General features: G+C 45.2%; 24 protein-coding genes. 9 read left to right on the top strand and 15 right to left on the bottom strand.

The genetic code is table 11. From position 1 onward, the window contains the following. Positions 1 to 150: 150 nt before the first annotated feature. Complete coding sequence (locus ON006_RS06900) at positions 151 to 1,578, top strand: ATP-dependent DNA helicase (protein WP_244819215.1); 1,428 nt, start codon at positions 151 to 153, stop codon at positions 1,576 to 1,578. Between the two features lie 18 nt (positions 1,579 to 1,596). Here the strand turns inward: ON006_RS06900 and ON006_RS06895 are convergent, their stop codons facing one another. Continuing rightward, positions 1,597 to 2,553, bottom strand: coding sequence for an L-threonylcarbamoyladenylate synthase (locus ON006_RS06895; protein WP_244819216.1), 957 nt, complete (start codon positions 2,551 to 2,553; stop codon positions 1,597 to 1,599). 170 nt (positions 2,554 to 2,723) lie between these two features. Between ON006_RS06895 and ON006_RS06890 the strand changes: the two genes are divergently transcribed. Both ON006_RS06890 and ON006_RS06885 read left to right on the top strand, forming a co-directional pair. Further along, a complete protein-coding gene (locus ON006_RS06890; RefSeq protein WP_244819217.1) occupies positions 2,724 to 4,463 on the top strand; it encodes a GMC family oxidoreductase in 1,740 nt (579 codons plus the stop codon). A 30-nt stretch (positions 4,464 to 4,493) separates the two neighbouring features. Then, complete coding sequence (locus tag ON006_RS06885; RefSeq protein ID WP_244819218.1) at positions 4,494 to 5,129, top strand: gluconate 2-dehydrogenase subunit 3 family protein; 636 nt, start codon at positions 4,494 to 4,496, stop codon at positions 5,127 to 5,129. 79 nt (positions 5,130 to 5,208) lie between these two features. Here the strand turns inward: ON006_RS06885 and ON006_RS06880 are convergent, their stop codons facing one another. The 5 genes from ON006_RS06880 to folP form a co-directional block, all read right to left on the bottom strand. Continuing rightward, complete coding sequence (locus ON006_RS06880; RefSeq protein WP_244819219.1) at positions 5,209 to 6,822, bottom strand: ABC-F family ATP-binding cassette domain-containing protein; 1,614 nt, start codon at positions 6,820 to 6,822, stop codon at positions 5,209 to 5,211. 132 nt (positions 6,823 to 6,954) lie between these two features. Then, the gene (locus ON006_RS06875; RefSeq protein ID WP_244819220.1) at positions 6,955 to 8,229 is read right to left on the bottom strand and encodes a lactonase family protein; all 1,275 of its coding nucleotides are present in this window, start codon (positions 8,227 to 8,229) and stop codon (positions 6,955 to 6,957) included. 171 nt (positions 8,230 to 8,400) lie between these two features. Next, positions 8,401 to 8,664 (bottom strand): 30S ribosomal protein S20, encoded by a 264-nt coding sequence (gene rpsT / locus ON006_RS06870; RefSeq protein ID WP_244819221.1) that lies wholly within the window; start codon positions 8,662 to 8,664, stop codon positions 8,401 to 8,403. A 108-nt stretch (positions 8,665 to 8,772) separates the two neighbouring features. Continuing rightward, positions 8,773 to 9,576, bottom strand: a complete 804-nt coding sequence (cdaA, locus tag ON006_RS06865; RefSeq protein ID WP_244819222.1) for a diadenylate cyclase CdaA — start codon at positions 9,574 to 9,576, stop codon at positions 8,773 to 8,775. 37 nt (positions 9,577 to 9,613) lie between these two features. Beyond that, the gene (gene folP, locus ON006_RS06860; protein WP_244819223.1) at positions 9,614 to 10,465 is read right to left on the bottom strand and encodes a dihydropteroate synthase; all 852 of its coding nucleotides are present in this window, start codon (positions 10,463 to 10,465) and stop codon (positions 9,614 to 9,616) included. An 81-nt stretch (positions 10,466 to 10,546) separates the two neighbouring features. Between folP and ON006_RS06855 the strand changes: the two genes are divergently transcribed. From ON006_RS06855 to ON006_RS06845, 3 genes are read left to right on the top strand one after another with little or no spacing between them, the layout of a single operon-like run. After that, entirely contained in the window at positions 10,547 to 11,092 is a 546-nt protein-coding gene (locus ON006_RS06855) for a DUF1599 domain-containing protein (protein ID WP_244819224.1), read from the top strand. Between the two features lie 40 nt (positions 11,093 to 11,132). After that, entirely contained in the window at positions 11,133 to 12,224 is a 1,092-nt protein-coding gene (locus ON006_RS06850; RefSeq protein WP_244819225.1) for a BT_3928 family protein, read from the top strand. A gap of 29 nt (positions 12,225 to 12,253) precedes the next feature. Next, positions 12,254 to 12,757, top strand: coding sequence for a shikimate kinase (locus ON006_RS06845; protein ID WP_244819226.1), 504 nt, complete (start codon positions 12,254 to 12,256; stop codon positions 12,755 to 12,757). 53 nt (positions 12,758 to 12,810) lie between these two features. Here the strand turns inward: ON006_RS06845 and ON006_RS06840 are convergent, their stop codons facing one another. Both ON006_RS06840 and ON006_RS06835 read right to left on the bottom strand, forming a co-directional pair. Then, positions 12,811 to 14,367 (bottom strand): hypothetical protein, encoded by a 1,557-nt coding sequence (locus ON006_RS06840; protein ID WP_244819227.1) that lies wholly within the window; start codon positions 14,365 to 14,367, stop codon positions 12,811 to 12,813. Between the two features lie 123 nt (positions 14,368 to 14,490). After that, on the bottom strand, positions 14,491 to 15,792 hold the full coding sequence (locus ON006_RS06835; protein ID WP_244819228.1) for a hypothetical protein: 1,302 nt from the start codon (positions 15,790 to 15,792) through the stop codon (positions 14,491 to 14,493). Positions 15,793 to 15,973: 181 nt separating this feature from the next. Here ON006_RS06835 and proS point away from each other — a divergent pair, with 181 nt between their 5' ends. After that, the gene (gene proS, locus ON006_RS06830) at positions 15,974 to 17,449 is read left to right on the top strand and encodes a proline--tRNA ligase (RefSeq protein ID WP_244819229.1); all 1,476 of its coding nucleotides are present in this window, start codon (positions 15,974 to 15,976) and stop codon (positions 17,447 to 17,449) included. 75 nt (positions 17,450 to 17,524) lie between these two features. Further along, positions 17,525 to 17,953 (top strand): FKBP-type peptidyl-prolyl cis-trans isomerase, encoded by a 429-nt coding sequence (locus ON006_RS06825; protein ID WP_244819230.1) that lies wholly within the window; start codon positions 17,525 to 17,527, stop codon positions 17,951 to 17,953. 54 nt (positions 17,954 to 18,007) lie between these two features. Here ON006_RS06825 and ON006_RS06820 read toward each other — a convergent pair whose 3' ends face one another. Together ON006_RS06820 and dprA are read right to left on the bottom strand one after the other, a co-directional pair. Beyond that, positions 18,008 to 18,637, bottom strand: a complete 630-nt coding sequence (locus tag ON006_RS06820; RefSeq protein WP_244819231.1) for an AlbA family DNA-binding domain-containing protein — start codon at positions 18,635 to 18,637, stop codon at positions 18,008 to 18,010. A 4-nt stretch (positions 18,638 to 18,641) separates the two neighbouring features. Then, positions 18,642 to 19,766 (bottom strand): DNA-processing protein DprA, encoded by a 1,125-nt coding sequence (dprA, locus tag ON006_RS06815; RefSeq protein WP_244819232.1) that lies wholly within the window; start codon positions 19,764 to 19,766, stop codon positions 18,642 to 18,644. A gap of 121 nt (positions 19,767 to 19,887) precedes the next feature. Here dprA and ON006_RS06810 point away from each other — a divergent pair, with 121 nt between their 5' ends. Next, the gene (locus ON006_RS06810; RefSeq protein WP_244819233.1) at positions 19,888 to 21,711 is read left to right on the top strand and encodes an alpha-amylase family glycosyl hydrolase; all 1,824 of its coding nucleotides are present in this window, start codon (positions 19,888 to 19,890) and stop codon (positions 21,709 to 21,711) included. Positions 21,712 to 21,768: 57 nt separating this feature from the next. On the opposite strand, the gene lepB (ON006_RS06805) is transcribed toward ON006_RS06810, so the two are convergent. The 5 genes from lepB (ON006_RS06805) to ON006_RS06785 form a co-directional block, all read right to left on the bottom strand. After that, positions 21,769 to 22,947 (bottom strand): signal peptidase I, encoded by a 1,179-nt coding sequence (gene lepB / locus ON006_RS06805; RefSeq protein ID WP_244819234.1) that lies wholly within the window; start codon positions 22,945 to 22,947, stop codon positions 21,769 to 21,771. A 142-nt stretch (positions 22,948 to 23,089) separates the two neighbouring features. Continuing rightward, positions 23,090 to 24,226, bottom strand: coding sequence for a signal peptidase I (gene lepB / locus ON006_RS06800; protein WP_244819235.1), 1,137 nt, complete (start codon positions 24,224 to 24,226; stop codon positions 23,090 to 23,092). 24 nt (positions 24,227 to 24,250) lie between these two features. Beyond that, a complete protein-coding gene (gene dapB, locus ON006_RS06795) occupies positions 24,251 to 24,970 on the bottom strand; it encodes a 4-hydroxy-tetrahydrodipicolinate reductase (RefSeq protein WP_244819236.1) in 720 nt (239 codons plus the stop codon). Positions 24,971 to 25,004: 34 nt separating this feature from the next. Then, entirely contained in the window at positions 25,005 to 25,712 is a 708-nt protein-coding gene (locus ON006_RS06790) for a DUF5683 domain-containing protein (RefSeq protein ID WP_244819237.1), read from the bottom strand. Between the two features lie 3 nt (positions 25,713 to 25,715). After that, positions 25,716 to 26,633, bottom strand: a complete 918-nt coding sequence (locus ON006_RS06785) for a ParB/RepB/Spo0J family partition protein (RefSeq protein WP_244819238.1) — start codon at positions 26,631 to 26,633, stop codon at positions 25,716 to 25,718. Positions 26,634 to 26,641: the final 8 nt, after the last annotated feature.

Below are 26,641 nucleotides of genomic sequence, written 5' to 3'. Positions count from 1 at the left end.
GTACCAGCATAGATGTTTAGGTTTTGGTTGTGAGGTAAAAGGGAGTCTAATATATGGAATTGAAACATTAAAATCCAATTAATTCTGAGTATATTTTTGTAAAACTACCTCCACTTTGATATTACTTTTCCTTCCATTAGATTCGTTGGCATGGAAACAGACAAAATTTTACCTTCCGAGTTACTACGAAAACGTTTTCCTTTTAAACCCACTGACGGACAGCTTCGTTTTTTCAACAAAACCAATGATTTCCTCATCGAAGAAAAGGGCCTGGAACGATACAGGGACTGTTTTTTACTAAAAGGCTACGCTGGAACCGGTAAAACAACCATCATCAGTACACTCATAAAAGTCCTCAAAAACTTTGGGTACAAGTCCATTTTGCTGGCGCCGACGGGTCGCGCAGCGAAGGTAATGTCGGGTTATGCCGACAAAGTCGCATTGACGATACATAAGAAAATTTATAAACAAACTGCGGACTCGTTCTCGGGTACATTGACATTCCAGCGTCAAAAAAATTACCACGACAACACGTTGTTTATAGTCGATGAAGCCTCTATGATCACCGACGAGGCTGATTTTGGAAGCCGAAGCCTTTTGGCCGACCTTGTGGATTTTGTATTTGAAAATCCCGGCAACAAGCTCATGCTGGTCGGCGACGTTGCGCAGCTTCCTCCGGTGGGCAAAGAACTAAGTCCTGCATTGGACGGTGACTATCTGGAAAAAACCTACTATATGTCTGTTTTTCAGGAGGAGCTCAAAGAGGTAATGCGCCAGGATGAGCAGTCGGGGATATTGTTCAATGCCACTTTGTTAAGAAACCAGCTTGCAGCTGAAAAACCTGAAATTCAGATCACTACCCGCTCCTACCGGGATGTTTTCAAGATGACGGGTGAAAAACTGGAAGAAGGTTTACGGTACGCGTACGATAAATATGGGCAGGAAAATTCGATCATTCTGACCCGCTCCAATAAATCAGCCGTTCAATACAATGAGTACATCCGTCGAATGATCAATTTTTCGGAAGAAGAACTCGATGCGGGTGACAGACTGATGGTGGTACGCAATAATTATAATATTCTCGATGAGGAATCGCCGGCTGGCTTTATTGCCAATGGTGATTTTGTCGAACTTTTAAAGATCCGGAAAACGCAGGAAATGTATGGTTTCCGCTTTGCGGACGTCACATTACGGTTGAGTGACTATGAAAAACAGCCAGAGTTTGACGCCAAAATCTTTCTGGACACACTGCATTCTGCCTCTCCTTCCATGTCCTCGGAGGACAACAAGAAGCTATATGAGGCAGTTTTGGAAGATTATTTTCATATTAAATCAAAAAAAGAGCGGATCGAGGCTTTGCGTAAAGACCCCTATCTGAATGCATTGCAGGTCAAATTTGCCTATTCGCTTACCTGCCACAAAGCGCAGGGGGGACAATGGAGTGCGGTATTTATCGATCAGGGTTACTTACCCGAAGAGCAGATCAATGCAGAGTTTATCCGCTGGCTTTATACTGCCATCACCAGGGCTACCGATGAAGTATTTCTGATGAATTTTCATCCCCATTTTTTCAAGTAGTATGCATTCAGATTGTCATCATTTGGTTGCCGATGCTCTTTGCAATCTGTCATTGATGGCCAGTCCGAGCCCGGTCATCGGTACCCATTCGGCCTGTATAGTGGTTACCGGCAATGTATCCAGCTCGCGGAGGTAGGCAAATAAATGGTGTGCCGCCTCCTTCATATCCCCGGTAGGGCTCAAAACCCGCTGGTATTTCCTGTCCACACCTTCCAGATATCGGTCAAATAACAAATAACCCGTCAGCTCACTATTCTCACCAGAAATATCATTCTTCCTTTGAAGGTATAATGGTTTTCTCGGAGCATAGTGGCTTTTGAGCATGCCAGGGGCTTTGGGATCAGAGGATGAATGCGGCATCAGTATCACCGGGCCTGCCACGTTTTCTATGTCTTCAATGGCCAGACCTCCCAGCCGGTACACAATGGTATCCGTACCTTCAAAGCCAATGATGGTGGACTCAATTCCAACTTCGCACTCGCCACCGTCTAATATGTAGGGAATTTTGTCGCCCAGCTGCTGATTAACGTGCCCCGCATTGGTAGGACTAATGTATCCAAATGGGTTCGCACTCGGAGCGGCCAGCGGAAAAGTAAGACTGGCCAGCAGGTCCAGCAGCATCGGGTGCTTGGGAATGCGCACCGCAACCGTATCCAATCCGGAAGTGACCAGATCAGGAATAATTTGCTTCTTGGGCAAGAGCAATGTCAGCGGGCCAGGCCAGAAGTGCTCAGCCAGTCGCTGCGCTTTTTCGGGAAAATCCGACACGTATTCTTTCACCTTTTCGACCGAATCCGTGTGAATGATTAAGGGATCGAACGCAGGCCTGTTTTTTACTTCAAAAATGGACAAAACTGCTTTTTCATTCAACGCATTTCCGGCCAGCCCGTACACGGTCTCGGTAGGAATTGCTACCAGTTCTCCTTTAATAAGAAACTCTTTTGCAACGTTTAGTTCAGTTCCGGTGATTGCCAAAATATTGTTCGATTTTAAGAATACAAAAATAACTCCTGTGAATTTTAAATCCGCGACATCTCATTTAGATTGTTTTTAAATAACCCTGAAAGTTTGGCATAAAAGCACCCCGTTACGCAATCCCTGTTTATATTTATTGATTAAATAATACTATCTAAAACCCTTTTACCATGTTTCAAATCAAAGAACAACCTGCTGTTTTTGATGTCTGCATAATAGGCTCAGGAGCGGGAGGTGGAATGGCAGCTTACCAACTTGCAAAAGAGGGTGCCAAAGTGGCTCTTTTGGAAGCTGGCGGATATTTTGATCCTGCTGATCCAAAGTACATTACGCAATTAAAATGGCCTTACGAATCACCGAGACGCGGTGCTTCAACCCACCGCCCATTCGGAGACTTCGATGCTGCATGGGGTGGCTGGGAACTGGAAGGCGAACCATATACCCGTAAAAATGGAACGCAATTCGACTGGTTCCGCTCGCGTATGCTCGGCGGACGCACCAATCACTGGGGTAGGATTTCTCTGCGTTTCGGGCCAAAAGATTTTAAAAGAAAAAGCATCGACGGCCTTGGCGATGACTGGCCGATCGGTTATGACGATGTGAAACCGTACTATGACAAAGTAGATAAGCTGATAGGTGTTTTTGGAACTGTTGAAAACATCGATAATGAGCCGGATGGTATTTTCCTTCCTCCTCCCAAGCCACGTTTGCACGAATTGTTCCTTAAACAAGCTGGAAAAAAAGCGAACATTCCCGTTATTCCTTCGCGTTTATCGATCCTTACCAAACCCATCAATGATCAGCGCGGCGTGTGTTTTTATTGCAGTCAATGTTCTCGCTCGTGCCAGGCCTACGCGGATTTCTCTTCTTCATCAGTTCTTTGTATTCCTGCTATCAAGACCGGTAACGTAACCTTGATCAACAATGCAATGGCGCGTGAGGTCTTGACCGACCCTGTTACGGGACTTGCAACAGGCGTATCTTATGTAGACCGCGAAAAACTTACCGAGCATACAATTAAAGCCAAAGTGGTAGTACTTGCGGCAAGCGCAGGAGAGTCGGCCAGGTTGCTATTGAACTCTAAATCAGACCGTCACCCGAATGGACTTGCCAATTCCAGCGGAGTAGTAGGTAGATATCTGCATGATTCCACAGGCGCGTCCCGTGGAGCATTCCTCCCTCATTTAATGGATCGCAAGCGGTACAATGAAGATGGCGTAGGTGGTATGCACGTGTATACGCCGTGGTGGCTGGACAACAAAAAACTGGATTTCCCAAGAGGTTATCACATCGAATACGGTGGTGGTATGGGTATGCCAAGTTATGGTTTCGGTTCAGGAATTGAGCACCTGAACGGTAAATATGCTACCAAAGATGGTGTGATGAAGCCTGCTGGTGGCTATGGCGCTTCTCTTAAAGAGGATTACCGGCGCTTCTACGGAGCGAATATCGGAATGGCCGGCCGTGGTGAAGCCGTACCCGATTTCAACAACTATTGCGAGATCGATCCGAATGTAGTTGACAAATACGGTATTCCTGTACTTCGCTTCCACTACAAATGGTCGGATTACGAGATCAAGCAGGCCAAGCACATGCATGATACATTTGAAGAAATGATTCACGCATTGGGTGGAGTTCCCAATGGTGTAAAACCAGGTGCGGACACCAACTATGGTATTGCAGCCCCCGGTCGTATCATTCACGAGGTAGGAACTGTGAGAATGGGTAATGATCCGAAAACTTCGGCACTCAACAAGTACTCCCAGGCGCATGATGCTAAAAACGTATTTGTGGTAGATGGAGGTTCTTTCGTATCACAAGCGGATAAAAACCCGACCTGGACGATCCTTGCACTATCTATGAGAGCATCGGAATTCATTGTTGATCAGGTTAAATCAAAAAATATCTAATCATTTGAACATTGTTTCAAATCATACCTTATGAAACGCAGAGATACACTTAAAGCCTTGACGCTTAGCTCTCTGGGAATTACCGCGCTTAATCCGCAGGTAGCCCTTGCCGAGCAGAGAGAACTAGATACGATGACCCCACCGGAAACCCCGATCAAGATCCCGGGTGGAAGGCAAAAGGAAGAAGCGATCCGTGACGCCAAATTGATGAAAGAGAAATTTTTCACAGTTGCTGAATTAGCCACGATAAAAGTTCTTGTTGATATCATTATTCCAGCCGATGCAAAATCAGGAAGCGCTTCACAAGCAGGTGTCCCCGATTTTATAGAATTTATCGCCAAGGATATGCCTCAAAACCAGATTCCTTTGCGGGGAGGACTCAAATGGCTCGATATCGAATCAAACAAACGGTTCAAGAAGAATTTTACCCTCAGTACCAAAGCGCAGCAACTGCAGATCATTGACGACATCGCTTATCCTGAAAAAGCAAAACCTGCTTTAAGCCAGGGCGTGGCATTCTTTAATTTGATGCGTAACCTCACAGCATCGGGCTTTTATACGTCAAGGATAGGTATCGATGACCTTGGCTACGTAGGCAATACTCCCAATGTTTGGGAAGGCGTTCCGGCGGATGTACTGAAACAGTACGGTTTGAGCTACGATTAAGCAGGATTGTAATCCTTATAAAAAGAAACAGGCCTTCGATAACGAAGGCCTGTTTCTTTTTATAGCTATTCTATTTTTCTTAATACAACTTCTGTCGCTGCTGTTTGACGGTTTCGTCTTTTAAGAATTCGTCGTAGGTCATCAACTTGTCGAGAATACCTTTTGGCCCTATCTCAATGATCCGGTTGGCAATGGTATGCACGAACTGATGGTCATGGGAATAAAACAACAGACAGCCCTGAAAATCGATCAGACCATTGTTCAATGCCGTAATGGATTCAAGGTCAAGATGGTTGGTCGGATCATCCAAAACCAGCGCATTCGCACCCGAAAGCATGGTGCGAGAAAGCATACAACGTACTTTTTCACCTCCTGAAAGCACCTTCGCTTTCTTCAACGACTCCTCTCCCGAGAAAAGCATCCGGCCTAAAAACCCGCGGATAAAGCTTTCATCCTTCTCCTCAGAATACTGACGAAGCCAGTCCACCAGATTTAGATCGACATCAAAGAAAGATGTAGGGTCCTTGGTGAAATAGGATTTGGTGATTGTAACGCCCCAGGTGTAAGTACCTTTATCCGCTTTCTGAATCTCATTGATGATATCAAAAAACGAGCTGATAGCCATTACATTGCGGCTTACAAACGCAATTTTATCACCCTTATTAACATTAAAGCTCAGGTTTTCGAAAAGCTTGGTACCATCGTCTGCGGTTTTGGCCAATCCCTCAACGCGCAAAAGCTGATCACCCACTTCTCTTTCCGACTTGAATGCAATGTATGGGTACTTACGGGACGAAGGCTTGATATCGTCGATCGTCAGTTTCTCCAATAGTTTCGCGCGGGACGTTGCCTGCTTGGATTTTGAAGCATTGGCGCTAAACCTGCGAATAAACTCTTCAAGTTCTTTCTTTTTATCCTCTGATTTTCTGTTCGCATCCTGGCGCTGCTTCAAGGCCAATTGGCTGGATTCGTACCAGAATGAATAGTTACCTGAGAACATTTGCACTTTGCTGAAATCGATGTCTACCACATGCGTACAAACCTCGTCGAGGAAGTGGCGGTCATGGGATACAACGATGACCGTATTTTTGAAATCCGCCAGGAAGTTTTCCAGCCACAAAACTGTCTCCACGTCCAGGTTGTTGGTAGGCTCATCCAGCAAAAGAACATCAGGATTACCAAACAGGGCCTGCGCAAGAAGCACCCTCACTTTGTCATTCGCATTCAAATCACTCATCAATGCCGAATGCAGCTCCTCTCCAAGCCCCAGGCCGCTCAACAACTGCGCTGCTTCGGTTTCCGCTTCCCAACCATTCAGGTCCGCAAACTCAGCTTCAAGATCAGCAGCTTTTTCTCCGTCAGCATCTGTAAAATCTTCCTTTTCGTATATCGTCTCGCGCTCTTTCATGATTTTGTAAAGACGTTCGTGTCCCAAAATCACTGTATCCATTACTGTATAGGCATCAAATTCAAACTGGTCCTGTTTCAGGAATGTCATCCTTTCACCAGGGTTCATGCCGACACTTCCGGTTTGCGATTCAATTTCTCCTGAAAGGATTTTCAGAAATGTCGATTTACCTGCCCCGTTAGCTCCAATCACACCGTAACAATTACCCGGGACAAATTTTATATTTACTTCGTCGAATAATACCCTTTTACCGTATCGTAAGGATACGTTCTGAACCGTAATCATCTTAAAATTGATTTTTATGAATGAGACCGCAAAACTACAAAAAACACGCCGATTTAGCATGTTTGAATAAACTAAAAGCAAACAAAACGGGCCGGTAATCGCCGGCCCGTTGCAATTTAAAAACTGATTGGATCAAGGAATCACGCGTAACGTGTGTGCCCCTCTGCCCACGCTGATCTTCGCGCCTTGCTTTTTGAGTGCCGGGGTATCCCCTTTTGTTACACTCCAGAATTCTACACCGCCATTTCCACTGCCATACTCCAGATACTCGCAAACGCCAACGGCCAGGTTAGAGCCGTCTTTATCAAATGCGACACTTTGAGGGAAAATACCTTCAAATGGATAGTCGGCTACTTTCGTAGGGACGCCAGTCGCCGCAACTTTGCATAATGTGAGCGAAGCGCCTGTTCCGGCTCCTGCTTCTGTCCACGGCGCGCCGCTTTTTCCTGCATTTACTGCTACCAGCATTGTCCCATCCGGGCTGATCGCAAAAGAGCCGGTGTTGATACCTACCGGAACCTGCCCTGCCACTTTGTGTTCGACGGCGCCATCCATTGAAAAATCAACAACCACTACATCCCCTTCTGCGGTACCTTTTCCAGCCGCAGCTTTTGAATCCAGCACCAGATAGTGCTTTCCATCAGGCGAGAAACGTCCAAAGGTAGGGTCTGTACCCACTTTTATTGGCTTACCAACCATTTCGACATTTTTTAACTTGCCAGCTTCTCTGATTACTTTATATAATCCTACCTCATTGGAGTTGTCCAGTGTAAAAGCAATAAAATCACCCGATGGATGCCAGGAAAGATCAACGATCTTATTGGCTGTATCAATAGCTGCTGGCAAATTCAGGAAACGTGCAGGCTTACCGTCCGGTCCGGCTTCAATGAATACCAATTCCTTACCGGCGTCGGTTGTAGAAAGGATTAATTCGTTTTTGTTGATATCTATCGCTGTTGGCTTTCTGCCTACCGGGAAACCAAACTTAGCTTTTGGAGCAGCCAGATTTGTTATATCAACAACAAAAAGTTTTTCTCCCGCCGGAAATTCCTTTGCCGGATCTTTATACTCAGCAACAGCATCTTCCGGTCTGATTCGGTTTTCCAAAACAAAGGCCAGCCCCCCGTTTACGGGAACAGCTAGTCCCTTCGAGCCTGCCAGGGCGGAATTGGACACCAATGCGGTACCTAACCCTTTACTTCCTCTCTCAACCGGAAATTTGATGGTCGTTAACTGATCTCTCGATGTGACGTCCCTCAATAACTTACCATCAACAAGTGCCGAAGCTGCCATATCTGCGTCCGAAACTACAACCAGACCGCGTGCATTGAAGTTAATGGGTGATTGGGCAACCGACGGAAGACTTCCAAGAGCTGCCAAACCGGCAAATAATGCGACTTTTTTCATGTACCAGAATTTAGGTTTTAGGTGGTTTGAAAAATATAAAACGTATTTCATGAAAGAAACCTTGTAGGGCGGAGCGCCCTACAAGGTTTCTTTCATGAAATCGCAATATACAATAAAAAAAATAAACCCCGGCAATTAAGTTACCGGGGTTTATTTCCTTTTAGAAAAGTCTTATGCTGCTATCGCAAGTGAATTAACCAATTTGGCCAATTTCGACTTCTGGTTAGAAGCTTTTTTCTTATGGATAATATTTTTCTTTGCCAAACGATCCAACATTGAAGAAACAGTTTTGTAAACTTCAACAGCTACTGCCTTATCAGTCGTTTCACGCAATTTCTTTATGTACGAACGTGTAGTTTTGTGCTGGTAACGATTACGCAAACGCTTAGTTTCGTTAGCGCGAATTCTTTTTAAAGCTGATTTATGATTTGCCATTATTTTGTACTTGATATTTTTCTATTTCTCATTTCGGTTTGCAAAAATAGAAATTGCTTCTTAAAATGCCAAATTTAGCGGGAAATATATTTGAGAATCTTTCATCGGCTACTTCGGCATCCGCTGAACGTCCGATGCCAGATACTCTTCGATCCGGATTTCCAGCTCGTTATATGGAATATTGCTGTGCAGCTCCCCTTCCACGGCCAGTGAAATCTTGCCTGTCTGCTCTGAAATAACAATAACAATCGCGTCAGTAGCTTCACTCATTCCCATTGCCGCCCGGTGACGAAAGCCCAGTGAGGAGGGTACGTCCACGCCATCTGCAACAGGAAGTACGCATCTGGCGGCCTTTAAAACCCCGTCCACGATCACTACGGCGCCGTCGTGCAACTCACTATATTGGTTAAAAAGCGACACAAGCAGTGGCTTGGAAACACGGGCGTCCAACAATTCTCCCGTTTCCACATATTTACTCAGATCGTCCCGCTTATTAACTACGATCAGGGCCCCGGTAAAATTAGCGGCAATGGTTTTGCTGGCATCAATGATGTCTCTAAGGTTTTCCACTTTGAAATCCCTTACGGAATTCCCCATTACCTTTTTGAGAAAACCATTATTGGTATACACCGTTGATTTGCCAATAATGAGCAGAAAGCGACGGATTTCCTGTTGAAAAATAACGATCAAAGCCACAGCTCCCACACCCATAAAATACTGTAAAATGGCAGTCAGCAGGCCCAAACCCAATCCTTTTACAACCAGATAAAAAACATATACAAATAAATAGCCCAGAAAAACCCGGCTTGCAATACTTCCCCTCACCAGCGTATATACCTGATAAAGAAGAACAGACACTAAAAAAACATCCAGGACGTCAGCCCAATTGATGTTCAAAAAACCCACACGCATATGAAAATCAATATTATTTCGCGACTAAATTACTATTTTAATTCATACAGTTACCAGCCTGTATCCATAGTTTTACCACTTCTATCGCCGGCCTGACATCATGCACACGAAGAATGGAGGCGCCCCGTTGTAATGCCAGCGTGTTAAGCACCGTGGTCCCATTTAATGCTTCATCCGCTGAAACTCCAAGCGTTTTGTAAATGGTTGTCTTTCTCGAAATTCCTGCCAGCACCGGATACCCCAGTAAACTGAATTCAGGCAAATGCCGCATCAATTCAAAATTCTGTGCGATCGTCTTGGCAAATCCAAACCCGGGATCAATAATCAGGTCCGCCACTCCCCTCTTTCTTAGCTCAACGGCTTTGGCCTGAAGGTCGCTGATAATCTCCGATATTAGCTGGCCATATGTCGTCATTTGGTTCATTGTCTGGGGTGTTCCCCGCATGTGCATCAGAATGTAAGGTACTTTTAATGCGGCCACCGTATCAAACATTTCCATATCCAGGCTCCCGCCAGCAACATCATTAATAATATGTGCGCCCTTTTGTATCCCTCTTTTTGCCACCTGAGCACGAAAGGTATCAACAGAAATCACCAAATCAGGAAAATACTTACTGAGCGGCTCGACAGCCGATTCTATCCTATCTCCCTCCTCCTGCTGGTCAATTTCCTTCGCACCGGGCCGGGTAGAATAGCCGCCGATATCAATAATGCCCGCTCCTTCCTCGATCATTTTCCCGGCTTTGTCAATCAGCTCGTTGTGGGTTCCAACACGGCTTTCAGAGTAAAAAGAATCTTCGGTCATATTGAGTATTCCCATCACCACTGGCGTTGACAGATCGAAAAGCTGACCTCTTACGTTGAGCGTTTTTTTGCTAACTTGCGACATAAATCTTGTTAAATGCGGGCAATAGGATGAATATGAGGTAATTTGTTACTAACGCCACAAATGCAGTAAACCAATTAAACAGTGAAATCCACAGAAGCGGAATATCAGGAAATCATTCAGTATTGCCAAGATCTTTTTACAAAAAAAAATAAAGATTACGGAACTTCATGGCGCATTCTGCGCATTCCTTCCATTACGGATCAAATATTTATCAAAGCTCAGAGAATTCGCACCATTCAGGAAAAAGGTGTTCAAAAGGTCAGCGAAGATGTATCCTCCGAATTCATCGGAATTATCAACTATTGCGTGATGGCATTGATCCAGATCGCTTCCAGCGAGGGCAAGCAAATCATCGACGAGTCGGATCTAACCACTCTTTATAATATTCAGGTGAACGAAGTAAAAGAGCTTTTGTTTAATAAGAATCATGATTATGGTGAAGCCTGGCGCGATATGCGCGTAAGTTCCATGACCGATATCATCCTGATGAAGCTGCTAAGGATCAAACAAATTGAAGATAACCAGGGCTACACATTGGTATCTGAAGGCGTAAAAGCTGGTTACCAGGACATTATCAATTACTCTGTCTTCTGTTTGATTAAATCCAATTCATTGCAGACTAACTAATCATAACCAGCCGGAAGGCGAACCCGTTAACCCATCTGAAATGAAAATTCTTGCTCAGATTTCGCGTGTCATAGTAGGACTGCTATTCATATTTTCCGGTCTGATCAAGCTCAACGATCCGATCGGGACCCAATACAAGTTGGAAGAATATTTCGAAGTATTCGCAGCTGATCTTCCCGCTTTCCATGATTTTTTCATTTCACTGGTTCCGTTTGCCCTCTACTTTTCGGTATTCCTATGTACTGCCGAAGTGGTCCTGGGCATTGCGTTGTTGGTGGCATACAAGCCAAAAACGATTTCATGGCTTCTTCTGGCTATTATTCTGTTTTTTACTTTCCTAACTTTTTACTCCGCATATTTCAACAAGGTAACCGACTGCGGATGTTTCGGGGCGGCCATTAAACTCACTCCATGGACTTCATTTGGAAAAGATTTGTTCCTGCTGGCGCTGATTCTTGTCATCGTTTATTACCGCAAAAAATTCAAAGCCTTCCCCACCGGTATCATTGTGGTCATTTCGACCATTGCATCGCTCGCGATTGCCGTGTACTCTTTGAGACATTTACCGATTATTGATCTGCTGCCATATCGTGTGGGAGCTAACATTCCCGCTCAACTCAAACCTTCGGAACCGATTCGTTACCTGTATATTTTCGAAAAAGGAGGTGAAAAATTCGAGTTCGAAAAGTACCCGAGCGACACGACCCTGGTTTTCAAAGAAATGGTGGTTCTCAATGAGGATGCTAAACCAAAGATCACCGATTACAAAGTATGGAATGATGCAGGAGATTTCACCGAAGAAACATTCAAAGGCAAAAAGCTGTTTCTGATCATCAAAAATCTGACCGACATTAACACGGCTGCTTTGCCGGACATGAATAAGCTCATCAATAACGTACGGACAAAGGGCATTGACCCCGTCATTCTAACTTCCGGCAATAGCTCTGAGATCGAGAAATTCCTGAACGAACATCAGCTCAACGCGCCATATTACTACGTGGACGCGACTGTTTTGAAGACGATTTCACGTTCCAATCCCGGCCTGTGGCTACTGAAAGAGGGAACGGTTAAAGGAAAGTGGCATTATAATGACACTCCTACCGCTGAGGAAGTTATAAAATTGGTAAAATAGCAGCAGCTCTGCGGAAGAACCAGCATTCAATGAAAAACATTATACTCGTCGGAATGATGTCTTCCGGCAAAACTACCCTTGGCAAAAAACTGGCGCGGGCATTGGGATACCGCTTCGTTGACCTCGACAAGTTGATTGAAACAGATCAGCAGATGGACATTCCTTCTATTTTTAGTCAAAAAGGAGAAACTTACTTTCGTGAAGTTGAGAGCCGGATATTAAAGGAAACGGGAGCTCAAAAAGCGATCGTATTGGCGTCGGGCGGGGGTACCCCCTGTTTTTATGACAATATGTCTTTTATCAAAAAAATGGGTATCAGCATTTTCCTGGACGTACCGGCCGCTGATCTGGCGCGACGGATCGAGAACCACGGCAAAGACGACAGGCCGATTCTTTCGGGAACAGCCTCCTTACAAGATACTTTACAAAGTAAAATAACCGAGCGCCTACCCTACTACTCCCAGGCCGATATGACATTGAGCGGCGAGATCGAGGTGAAACACCTGTTGGAAGTCCTCGAACCCCTTCTATAACAAAAAGACCCGCGGTTTGCAGGTCTTTTTAAATTCATTTCATTATTTTTCTTTCAGAAGAAAGTCCCCAGCGTCAACATCACATTAACAGGCTTGTTGGAAATTTCAACGGAGGAATAATCTTGTACATTGTTCAAAGAATAAGGAGTAAATGCAGACTTATACGTGGTCATCGTGCCAGTCAGGTCGGCAAAAAATCTGCTCGTTCTCACACCCACACCAGCCGAAAACAATAGCTTGCTTCTGTCGATGCCATCATTTCTGCTCAGGTATGGATCGGAAATATAGGCACCTCCGACGCGGGCCCGGAATACATTCGCCCGAAACTCGCCCCCTAACCTGAAATTGACTGCGCTTCTATATGTATCCTGGATCTCTGCCTTTGTATCATTCTTAAAATTAGTATTGTCAGTACTGCTCAAATAACTGGTTTTAGCACGCATCATACTATAGTCCGCGTACTCTATAGATCCTGTGATAAAACCTTTGTCCTGTAAAAAAACGGTAGCCCCGAAATTGCCCCTTAGCGGGCTTACCAGGTTATACTCAAAGTCATTGGGTGCAAGAGGCAAGGTTGAATATGGAGGAGTGATCAATGTTCCGTCAGGACCCGTCACCAGGTTGTCGACATATTGAGCATTCACGTTTTGAGAAAAAGTCTCTTTAATGGCCGTAAATGTCGGGCTGATGATTGTTCCGCCTAGTTGAAATATTGGATTGATTTTATATATCACACCAACCGAAAGATTAATACCGCTTCCGGTCACGGTAAGGTCCTCACCCTGTTCGATGGATATTAGCTCGGGGCTGTCAATGTAATTGTCACGGAAGGTACGGCTGTATTTGTAACGCAGCCTGCTGAAACCAACATTGGCACCAATGTAAAATTTGTCATTTAGATTTCCCGCGTAGGCAAGAGTCCATTGGGTGTTTGCCCCAGTTGCACTATAAGACCCTGCCTGATCTACCACACTGCTTTGATCAACGGCATTATAAGGAGGGCCAGCCGCAGTGGTCGGATTGATCAGGTACATCTGATAATAAGCTGCGGGCACTGAAAAAGCGACTGGTCCGCCTTTGGTTGGATCGCTTTCAAAATCGGCTTCCAGTTGCGCAACAGAGGTTTTGTTTCTGTTCACATTCTCAACAACATTGTCCAGGTATGCGCTCCTGTTGTTACGTCCCGAATAATAATAAGTATCTTGAAATGATTGCTGGCGTGAAAACGAAATGCCCAGTGACGATCGCTTCCATTTCCTTTGAAAGCCCGGCTGACTGGCTATCACCAACGATGCCTGCGCCAGATTAACATTGGCTTTACTATCTGAATTGCCTGTTCCGAGATAATCGGTTTTCGTACTGATACCAGTTACAGCAGGGCTAATAGTCAGTTCAGAACGAGTATAGAACCCCAATCCTGCAGGATTGCCGTGAATGGCGCTTGGGTCGCCTCCTAATGATGCATGATTTCCACCCAGGGCCTGGAACCGGGCCGAGCCGGTCTGATTCATTTCTGAATAGCGCAGTGCGTCGGCTGCATATTGAGCATAGGATGTAGAGGAAGCGAGCAGGGCGATGGTGAGTGATGCCCATAAATATGGTTTTGTCATGGCATTTTTACTGATAACCGGAATCTTAATTTAACTATTAGCTAAACGAAAACCCTGCAAAATTATGACATCTTGCAGGGTTTTGTATATCAAATTCTATGCGTCACGCACGGGCCGCTACAATTATCTCGGTCCTCTTGACGAAGAACGGGTAGCTCCACCGCCTGACGAACCGCTGCTGGCTGGTGCACTGTAACTTCTTGACGGTGCACTGTAAGTTGGTGCGCTGTAAGTCCTGGTGGGTGCACTGTATGATTCAGTACTTCTGCTTGGTGTAGAGTAGGTTCCGCGTGAAGAAGGAGCACTATAATCCGACCGGCTCCGTGAAGGGGTGCTGTAAGACGGGGTGCTGTAGGAACTTCCGCTGCTTCCGCGTGACGAACGTGGTGAAGCATAACTTCCTGTGTTCCCACTTTCAGAAGAATAGCTGCTGCTACCAGATGAACGTGGACGAGAGTAGTACACATTGTTTCCTTCTCCCGAGGCTCCTCTTGAACCGTAAGACTCGCCGCTTGTTCTGCCACCTGCATCGGCGACTCCGCTCCGTCCGTAACTTCTGGATGATCTTGGTGAAGCGTAAGTATCACTGGCCGAAACCGTATTGGCCGATCTTCTGCCGCTGCGTTCCCCCGAGCCTGTGGCTGATCTTGGCGTATTTACAGAACCCGAGTTATAACGATCATTACTTCTGGATCTGCTGCCACCTACATTGGAAGCAACACGTGGTCCATAAGTTCTTGAAAGACCTCTTTCATAATTGCTATTTACGACAATCACCGGACGGCTGTAGGCCCAGGGATTGTAACCATAGCCTCCGCCGTAGAAGCTATCATAGTAGCCACCATATCCGTATCCATAGTTGCTGTAACCCCATGGACTGTAACCCCATGAATTATAACCAAATGGATCATAACCATATCCCATCATGCTTCCGTATCCCCAAGGCGAATATCCCAGCATCATGGAACCCATTCCAAAGCCCATATAAGGACGCATTCTGAACGAGTTACCAAATCCAAACTGGAACCCGATATTCATTGCGCTGCCTGGCCAGTAAGAACCAAGGCCGCCATAATATGGTAAAGTATTGGCTGTGGCAAGGTTATATCCGTCGGTAAACCCTGCATTGTAACCTACATCACTGGAAATTGCTCGTTTTACACTGCGTGATGAAAGGTATGATTCGTCGTAGTAGTCGCTGGTGCCTGATTCGGCGTAGTCTCCGGTATAAGTATAATCCGGATTGTCAGAGCGGGATACTTGATCTGCACCTCGGTCATTTAACACAACTCCGGAATTAGGATTCCCGCCATAAAGGTCGTCATATCCGCCACCCGAACGTGATACATATTGATTTGTGGTACATCCCCAAGCTCCCAGCAACACTAGCAAAGACAAATATTTTGCTTTATTGATCGTACTCATGGCTTTAAAGGATTAAAAGTTTGTTGCTAATATATATAAAATTCCGTTCCGTACAAGTAAGTAAACGTCTGTTACAATACATTAATTCCAAAGTTAACATAAAAAACTATCTTTGCAACTCCTAAAAAAGGAGGTACTATTTAACGATAAACTCCATTTCAATTACAAAATAATCCTAAGAATGAGTAAAGCCCTGCCAACCCGAAGTGAAAATTACTCCGAATGGTACAATGAGTTAGTAAAAAGAGCCGATTTGGCCGAAAATTCCGCGGTGAGAGGCTGTATGGTTATTAAACCTTATGGTTACTCGATCTGGGAAAAAATGCAGCGCGCATTGGATGATATGTTCAAAGAGACCGGACATTCCAATGCATATTTCCCTCTTTTTATCCCAAAATCTTATCTGAGTAAAGAAGCATCACACGTTGAGGGTTTCGCCAAAGAGTGTGCTGTTGTTACCCACTACAGATTAAAAAATGATCCCAACGGAAAAGGTGTGATCGTGGACCCGGACGCAAAGCTGGAAGAGGAGCTGATCGTGCGCCCTACGTCTGAAACTGTCATATGGAGTACTTATAAAAACTGGATACAGTCTTATCGCGACCTTCCGCTGCTCATTAATCAATGGGCCAATGTCGTGCGTTGGGAAATGCGTACGCGCCTTTTCCTGCGTACGGCTGAGTTCCTTTGGCAGGAAGGCCATACAGCGCACGCTACTGCTGCGGAGGCGATCGCAGAGACCAAACAAATGCTTGAAGTATACGCGACTTTTGCGGAGGAATGGATGGCTTTGCCAGTTGTTAAAGGCGTAAAAACCGCTAACGAACGCTTTGCAGGAGCAGAAGACACCTATTGTATCGAGGCATTAATGCAAGATGGGAAAGCACTTCAAGCAGGTACTTCCCATTTTCTAGGCCAGAATTTCGCTACTGCGTTTGATGTTAAATTCCAGGACAAAGAAGGCAAGCTGGAACATGTTTGGGGAACTTCCTGGGGTGTTAGCACCCGTCTGATGGGTGCTCTGATCATGGCGCACTCGGACGACAGTGGACTCGTGCTGCCTCCCAAGCTGGCCCCTATCCAGGTGGTGATCGTTCCGATTTATAAAAACGAGGAACAACTTGCCCAGATTTCTGAAAAAGTGAGTGAAATCACCAAGCAGCTTAAAAAACTGGGTATCAGCGTAAAATACGATAATAGCGACGCTTATAAGCCAGGCTATAAATTTGCGGAATATGAACTGAAAGGTGTTCCTGTAAGACTGGCACTGGGCGGCCGTGATCTTGAAAATGGTACTGTTGAAGTAGCAAGAAGGGACACAAAAACCAAAGAGACGGTTTCTTTGGATGGCATTGCTTCTTACATTCAGGACCTGCTCGACAACATTCAGGATTCGATTTACAATAAAGCACTGGCGTTTAGAAAAGAAAATACTTTCAGCGTAGATACATTCGAAGAATTTAACGAGGTACTGGACAACAAAGGAGGCTTTGTGCTGGCACATTGGGATGGAACTTCGGAGACAGAAGAAAAAATTAAGGAGGAAACCAAAGCTACCATCCGTTGTATTCCACTCGATCAGGAAGCGGAGGCAGGTGTTTGTATTTACTCTGGAAAACCGTCCGCCGGAAGAGTTGTCTTCGCCCGGGCATATTAATTTTACCACCCCGATTTTCCCAGTTCCGAGAGGAACAAAAAGAGGGATATTTTTAACCATTTAAGTTAACATACAATGAAGCAGGCGCAGGCAGGTGATCAAGTACAGGTTCATTACAAAGGAACCTTACCAGACGGGCAACTTTTTGATTCTTCGGAAGGACGTGAACCATTAAGCTTTCTACTTGGAAGCGGACAGGTGATAAAAGGATTTGATGACGGCGTAACGGGAATGGAAATTGGCAACAAAAAAACCATCCATATCCCTAACGCTGAGGCTTATGGCCCCGTCAACGAAGATATGATCATTAATTTTGAACGAAACCAGATACCTGCTGACATTCCTTTGGAAGTAGGCGGTACACTCAACATGCACCAGGATGGCGGACAGGTAATCCCTGTGGTGATCAGAGAGGTGACAGAAGAATATGTTATTTTGGATGCAAATCATCCGCTAGCCGGCCAGGACCTGATTTTTGAACTGGAATTGGTAGGGATCAATTAATTGACGCAGATTTAAACAGGATCAGCCTGAATATATTTCGGGCTGATCCTGTTTTTATTCAGCCCATTTCAGACTAAAAGTCTCGGGTTTCCCCCGGGAGATTTTGAGAAGTATTTGCTTCGCAGCCAGGTCCTGCAACATTCGCTCGGCTCTTTTTTCTGAAATATTAATAATCTTGGAAAAAACTTTTGCATTCACCGAATCAGTTTCTTTCAGGTAAGTGATCAGCGTCTTGACATGCCTCGATGCCAGAATTTTCCCGGTATCGGCATCTCCTTCTCCATAAAGTAAAAGCCTCGGAATTGGCAGGCTTTTGTCTTTAACCCTAATGTAAATAATACGCTCAGCCTTCTCGTTGATAGCATAATGTGGTTTCTCCGGGCTTTCATCCACTTCGATCAGCATGATCTTTTTCCCGTCAAGCTGCGCTGACTTCACACGGATCAGCAGCTTTTTTTCAATCAGTTCACCGAGCGCCTTTTCCAGCTTCTGCAATTCCTTTAATTCCGATTCAACACCCAATAGGGCCGCATTGTCGGCGACACCGATCAGCAGATTTCCACCGGCTGTGTTCGCAAACGAAACGATGGTTTTAGCGATTTTATAAGGACTATCGATTGTCCTTTTAAACTCGGTCGTGAGTCCCTCTCCCTGCTTAATCAGTTGAATGATACTTTTACTCATGCATTTACATTAACCCATATTTTTTGCCCGGTAATGACCGGACCATTCCCTGAAATTCCAGATTCAAAAGCAACGTTGCCAGTTTGTTCTGGTGCATGCCCGACTGCCAGGCCAGCTCATCGATCTGAACGGCCCCTTTTTGTTTTAAAAGTGCAAGTATCTGCCCCTCGTCCTGAGTAAATCCTTCGAAACTGCATTGGGCCTGCACCGTAGGAATTGTATCCGGCTTTTCAGTTTCCAATCCCCAACCCATTGCCGCCACCATATCCTCTACCGAAGTAAAAATAGATGCTTTATGGTCCCTGATCAGATAGTTGCAGCCCTCGGATTGCCCGCTCCCGATCATGCCCGGAACCGCGTAAACATCCCGATGATAATTTTGAGCAAACTCCACCGTGATCAGGCTTCCTCCCTTTTTGGCTGATTCCACAACTACAGTAACATCACTCAGGCCAGCAATAATTCGGTTTCGGGCAGGAAATCTCATAAAATCAGGCTTGGTACCCAATGCGTTTTCGGTTACAAGCCCTCCGTTTTCCTGCATTTCCAGGCCAGTGCGCTGATGCCCAGCCGGATAGATCACGTCCAGCCCACTGGCCATCACACCCAATGTAGGTAAATTGTATTTGAGGCAAGCGCGGTGCGCAGTAATGTCCACACCGTAAGCGAGGCCGCTGACGACCATTGCCTTATAGGGTTCAAGGTCTTTGATAATGGTTTCGGTCACCGATTTTCCGTAATCACTGATTTGCCTGGTTCCCACAATACCAATGCTGATAGCTGTATTAAAGTCAAATTTGCCTTTGGTATACAGCACGACCGGTGCGTCATATAAAGGTTTCAATCGCGCCGGATAGGTTGGATCCGTGAAAAAATGCAGATCAATGCCTGATCGGTTGCAGTTTTCCAGTTCCTTTTCAGCCATTGTGAGCGTTCTTTTGGCTAAAATAGCTTTGACTACCTTATCGCCTACACCGGGGATTTTGATGAGTTGTTTGTAATCGGCAAGGAATACGTGGGAAGCGCCACCGCAGTAACTAATGAGCTGGCGGATCGTAACTGAACCGATTCCGGCCGTGTGGATAAGCGCCAGGGTAAAGACTTTTTCGTCTTCGGCAGATTGTAACATATATAGTGTGTTTTTGAGGACTGAATTTGATGCAATCAGTCTATAAGCCTGCTGGCATACATTTTGTCAATATACGTCCAATAGTTTAGCTCAAAAATAACAATAATCTGCAAAAGGATATATGGAAAATTTACAGACTGATCAAGCGGAGACCGCCCAGCATTATGAAGGTATGGGAGCGACCTGCTATCCGGAGGGAGTGTATTATCGGGTATGGGCCCCTCACGCCGAAAGTGTCTCTGTGGTAGGGAGTTTCAATGATTGGAACGATTCAGCTACTCCTCTCCAACCAGAAGAAAATGGCGTTTGGGGCGTTTTGGTTGAAAATTCAAAGGAAGGTGACGAATATAAATTTGTGTTAAAGACGCCTTCGGGCAACCTGTACAGAAATGATCCTCATGCATTGAAAATGACCAATTCAGCTGGAAATTGTGTCGTATATAACCATTCGTCCTTTGATTGGCAGGATGTCGGTTTTCAGATCCCAAGCTGGCATGAGATCGTCATCTATGAATTGCATGTAGGTACCTTTCACGTGAAGGAGAAAAACCAGGTTGGAACACTGTATACGGCTATTGAAAAGCTGCCTTATTTAAAGGAAATGGGCTTCAACGCTGTTGAATTAATGCCCTGTTCTGAGTTTCCCGGATCGCGCTCATGGGGATATAATCCCGCAAACCCATTTTCGATAGAGTCCGACTATGGCGGCCCCGATGGATTGAAAGCATTTGTGAAAGCGGCTCACGAGGCGGGTATAGCCGTAATTTTGGACGTAGTTTATAACCATTTTGGCCCATCAGATCTGGACCTATGGCAATTTGACGGCTGGCAAGAAAACGATGGTGGCGGTATATACTTTTATAACGACTGGCGCGCAGAAACCCCATGGGGCAATACAAGGCCTGACTATGGCCGAAACGAAGTCAGGCAATACATTCATGACAATGCATTAATGTGGCTTAAAGATTACCGCATAGACGGCCTTCGGATGGACATGGTCCCCTACATTCGTAATGTGAAGGCCGATGGCAATCCGGGAAATGATATCAAGGAGGGAATGTCGCTGATCCAATGGATTAATAAGGATATTCGTGACAACTGTCCTAACTGCATTACTATTGCCGAAGACATGCATTCACTGGATTTTATTACCAATTCAGTTGAAAATGGAGGACTTGGTTATGGCTCTCAATGGGACGCTGAGTTCGTACATTCCATTCGGGATGCTATTATTACGGCCAATGATCAGGATAGAAATATGGATCAGGTTGTTGCCGCGATTACCAACAAATACAATACCGACTCTTTTCAGCGGATCATTTACACAGAATCTCACGATGAGGTCGCCAATGGTCAGGCCAGGGTCGTCGAGGAAATTGCTGAGGGAGATGTCAATAACTGGTATTCGAAAAAACGTGCTGCGCTGGGAGTTGCGTTGGTATTGACTTCGCCTGGCATTCCGATGATATTTCAGGGGCAACCGCTTCTCGAAGACAAATGGTTCTCTGACGACGATCCGATCGACTGGTCAAGGCTGGATAAATTCAGCGGGTTCGCTAACCTCCACCGGGATATGATCCACATTAGAAGGAATTGGTTTGGGGTTACAAAAGGATTGCAGGGACAGAATGTGCAAATAATACGTGCTGATAATGAGAAAAAAGTGATAGTCATGCATCGTTGGGATCAGGGTGGACCGAAGGACAGTGTGGTGGTGGTACTGAATTTCTCTACCGAAACTTTTTCAGATTATAAGGTTGGACTTCCAAGAACTGGCAAATGGAACCTGCGTTTCAACAGCGATAATGAACAATATGACTTAGAATTTTCTCATTTGGGTGTTTTTGACATTGAAACGATGGAAGGTGAATTTGATGATTTGCCGGTACACGGCTCTTTGCAGATCCCGCCATATACTGCATTGATTTTCTCGCAGGAAGAATAAAGTTGCAAGATCTTGGTACAACAGGACGAGGCTGGTTAACCGGCCTCGTTCTGTTGCTTATTGAATGATCCTAAAAATCCTGTCCCAGCGTAGTTTGTTTAAAAAACTGACAGGATTGGGATCTATGGACATCCAGACGAAAGCTGCTTTGCCTACAATATGATCCTTGGGCACAAATCCCCAGTACCTCGAATCCGCCGAATCGTGGCGGTTATCGCCCATCATAAAGAAATAATCTTGTTTGAATGTGTAGGATTCAAGGGTCTTTCCGCCGAGTGTTATTTTGTTGCTTCCCAGTGTAACCTGGTTGTTTCCTTCATAATTTTTGATAACCTCTCCGTAGAGCGCAATGTTAACTGCATTCATTGGGATCGTCGCGCCCTTCTTTGGGATCAGTACCGGCCCGTAATTGTCCTTATTCCAATCCAGTAAATTAGTCGTTGGAAACAAAAAAGGTTCTTTTAAACCCTTGCTCATGAAAACCGGTTCGATCCTTTTTACAAAATCATAAGATTTGAGCTTACCGGCAAGATCGCCCGTCGTTTTGACGATATAACCAAATTCATCATTCGAAGCAATGCTATCATCAAAGGTTTCGGTAAACTGGGTAAAGTCAGTAATGCCGTTTTTGTGAAATACATTTTCCTCATTGACTGCCGTAGTTGTCGAAACAAAGTACTCATTCTGCATCCGTACTGGATTGACCTGTTTGATACCATTAATGTAAACTTGTCCGCCCATGATTTCCAACCTGTCTCCCGGTAAAGCCACGCACCTTTTTATGTAATTGGAACGCTGATCCAGCGGATGAGGATGGAGTTCCGGCAAAACCGAACTATATTTCTGGTAAGCATCAGGGTGTTCCACCGGCAGATAGAACACAACTACATCTCCATGTTTTACCTCTGTGAAACCGGGAAGACGGAACGGAGGCAGCTGAATCCAGTCGAGATAAGAAGGAATATTGGAGCCCCAAATGGTCTGATGCGTGAGCGGTATTTGCAAAGGTGTCACCGGCGTCGTGGTTCCATAATGCAGCCTGCTGACAAAAAGGTAATCGCCTACCAGCAGGCTATTTTCCATCGAAGGCGTTGGAATTACAAAGGCACTGAAAAACAGCCAGCGTATGACGGTAGCTGCAATAACGGCAAACAATACAGAATCCAGCCATTCGCGAAATGCGGATTTCTTTGATTTTGTCCTGGCAGGCTTTTCTAAAATTTCTGTAACCGGCATTTTAGTGGGGATTAATGTGTCCGCAATATAGCATTAATCAAAATAATAAGAAAACAGTTATATAATGTTTATTTATATATAACCCGCAATAAAAAAGGGGAAAACCTGATGGCTTTCCCCTTTAAATGTATGTTTACTAATACTAGTTAATCACACGGAAAAGACGGCTCCAGCGGATTTTGCTAAAAAAGCTGGTCGGGCTCGGGTCGATCGACATCCAGACAAACACTGCTTTTCCCACGATATGATCCATGGGTACAAAACCCCAGTAGCGTGAATCCGCAGAATTATGACGGTTATCGCCCATCATGAAATAATAATCTTGCTTGAACGTATAGCTCGTGATAGCTTTCCCAGCCACTTTCACCGACTTTTCGTCCACTACTACGTCTTCATTCGCTTCATAATTTTTAATAACCGGTCCGTACATCGCCACATTTTCAGGCGTCAGCTGAACGGTCATGCCTTTGGCAGGGACGGTTACAGGTCCGTAGTTATCACGGTTCCATTTGAAAAGAGACGAATTTGGATACAACATCGGCTCGCTGATATCCTTTGAGGATTTCACCAACGTAATATTTTTAACGAAATCATACGTTTTCAGCTTGGCTGCGATCTCCACAGTCGTGAAAACCAGGTAGCCCATCTGATCATTGGAAGGAATGGTATCATTATAGCTCTCACTATATGCGTTGTATTCTGAAATTCCATTTTCTTTGAAAACCTTCTCCTCATTGACAGCTGTTGTAGTGGCCACAAAGTACTCGTTCTCCATCCGAACAGGGTTTTCAACGGCAGTACCATTGGCAAATACCTGCAAATCGCGCACTTCCAACTTATCTCCCGGCAATCCCATGCAGCGCTTGATATAATTGGTTTTCAGATCGACTGGGTGCTGTAATTCCGGTGGATAGTTGAACACAACCACATCACCGCGTTTTACATCGCTAAATCCGGGTAGCCGATATTGTGGCAACTGGATAGCGTCGGTATAGGAAGGAATATTGGTTCCCCAAATCGTCTGATGCGTTAATGGAACCTGCAATGGTGTTTTTGGGGTCCGTGTACCGTAGTGCAGCTTGCTTACAAAGAGAAAATCCCCCACCAGCAAACTGTTTTCCATGGAAGGGGTTGGTATTGTAAATGCTTCGAAAAACAGCCAGCGGATCAATGTCGCTGCCACAACAGCAAACAATATGGAGTCAAACCATTCTCTTACCGGAGATTTCTTTTTCTTATTATGAACAGCGTTAGAAGTCAGCTCTTTATTAATAGCCATGCTATGCAATGATTGTTAAGTGTATTAATCCAAATTTTTGAGAAGGTCATTCATGCCAAAAACCCCGTATCTGCCAGGGAGCCATTCTGCCGAAACCACCGCGCCTAGTGCAAATCCTTTGCGGCTGTGTGCAGTATGTGAAATTTCAATGGTGTCGACTTCTGATTCGTAGCGCACGACATGTGTGCCGGGCACTTCTCCCTCACGTTTTGCCAGAATCTGCACAAAACCTTCTTCGTCATCGGGAGCCAGCTTCCAACCTGTGAGACCTTCCTGCTCAGCAATCATGCCTTCTGCGAGTGTGATAGCAGTACCGCTGGGTGCGTCCAGTTTATGAATATGATGGATTTCGGTCATCGAAGCCTGGTATTCCTGCCCATTCATCAGGCGCGCAAGCTGCCGGCTCAGGCGGAAAAACAAGTTCACCCCAATACTATAATTCGAAGCGTAAAAGAAAGCGCCTGATTGCTCTTTGCACAGGTTTTCAATCTCGGTGCGGTGTTCCAGCCAGCCTGTGGTGCCACTTACTACCGGCCAGCCTTTCTTTAAGCAATAGGTAATGTTATCGTATGCTGCTTCCGGCGAGCTGAACTCGATGGCTACATCCACATCCGTGGATTTGAGCTTGTCCATATCGGCGCGGTTCTGTATATCTATTTTTCCAACGATCGAATGTCCCCTGTCCAGGGCAATTTGTTCAATCGTTTTTCCCATCTTGCCATACCCGAGTAATAATATTCTCATTAACTAAAAATTTGAATCCGTACTTATTTATCAATTACTTTAAATTAAAAACGAGCCTTAAACCGGGCGTCGGCGTAGTCATCGACGGTTGATGCAATTTGGGTTCTATTCTCAGACTCAGGTCTTCGGAGAGGTCAAATGTCTTTAAATGCGCCGCTACATTGGCCTCAATGATCGAAAGCGTGTAAATCAGTCCTGTTACAATTAAAGCAAATCCCCTGTTTCTCCTCCAATAATTTTTCCCCTTCGCGATCCTGTCCCTGGTGGCTGGTAAATACTGGCTACTGGTATTCAGCGTATTTCTAACCCTGACAATTTTGGTAGAATCAGCCGTCAAACCTTTCTTGATCTGCCCATATGTTGGGCTATTCTTATCCAGGTCATAAAAGTCTTTATAAGCGCTGAGATAGTCATGGTATTTAAGCGAGTTCAGATAATAGGTATACAACCCGCCACCAAATGCAATGTAAACAATGGGCAGCTTCCAGTAATCCCGGTTATAAATCTGCCCCATTCCGGGGATCAGAGCCAGTCTGGTTGCTGTTTTCGGAACGGGCATAAATTTCTTCTTCCCGTCGGTGTCTTTAACATTTTTTAACGAATCTGACCCGGTTACAATCAGGGTATCACCTGTAATTACGGTCTCCTTACCGATCTTTATAGTATCCCTTTTTGTTGCTGTTTGGGCTGCAAGCCCCTCCGAAAATAGCAAAATAACCCCAAGCCAAAACCAGTTTTTCAAGTCCTATTTGAATTTCAAAGTGTCCAAAATCTTTTTCAATTCGTCCTGAGAGGTAAAAGGGATCTTAATTTCACCCTTGTGCTCCTCATTGCTTTTTACAGAAACCTTGGCTCCGAAAAAGGACGATAATTGAAACTGTAACGACTTTATTTCCTGATTAATTGTTGCCGGTTTTTTGGTACCGAAAGAGATATCACTCATCATCCCCAGCTTTCTTACCTCCTCTTCCACCTTTCTGACAGACCAACCTTCTTCAATAATTTTATTGAAAATTTTAAGCTGGCTTTGGTCACTATTAATAGTAATAATGGCCCGGGCATGCCCCATACTGATCTGGTTGTCGCGAAGCGCGGCCTGGATCACGGGTGGCAATTTCAATAGTCTGATATAGTTATTGACGGTAGTGCGGTTCTTTCCGACTCTTACGCCCAGCTCTTCCTGTTTCAGGTTACATTCCAGAATCAGCCGCTGGTAGCTCAGGGCAATTTCTATGGAATTAAGATTTTCGCGCTGGATGTTTTCAATAAGGGCCATTTCCAGCATTTGCTGATCATTGGCAGTCCTTACGTAAGCAGGTATGGTGGTGAGCCCCAATGAGCGGGAAGCCTGCAAACGGCGTTCACCTGAGATAAGCTGGTAGGAATCGTCTCCAAGTTGCCTAACGGTGATCGGCTGAATGATGCCTTGCACACGAATAGAATCCGCCAGTTCCTGCAATGATTCCTGATCAAACTTGGTTCGCGGCTGGTACGGATTGGCTTCAATGTTGTTTACATCAATGTCGTTCATCGAGCCCACAACCTCTGTCGGAGCGAGACGGGCACTAGCCCGGGGCGGGTTCATTTTTTCCGAATCCTGCAGAAGAGCTCCCAATCCTCTTCCCAACCCGGTCATTTTCTTTGTCTTACTGCTGTTCTCCATCGTATGTA

Origin of the sequence: Dyadobacter pollutisoli, assembly GCF_026625565.1 — a bacterium.
Classification (GTDB): domain Bacteria; phylum Bacteroidota; class Bacteroidia; order Cytophagales; family Spirosomataceae; genus Dyadobacter; species Dyadobacter pollutisoli.
Note: the sequence above shows the minus strand (reverse complement) of the source record. Positions and strands in the feature narration are given on the sequence as shown.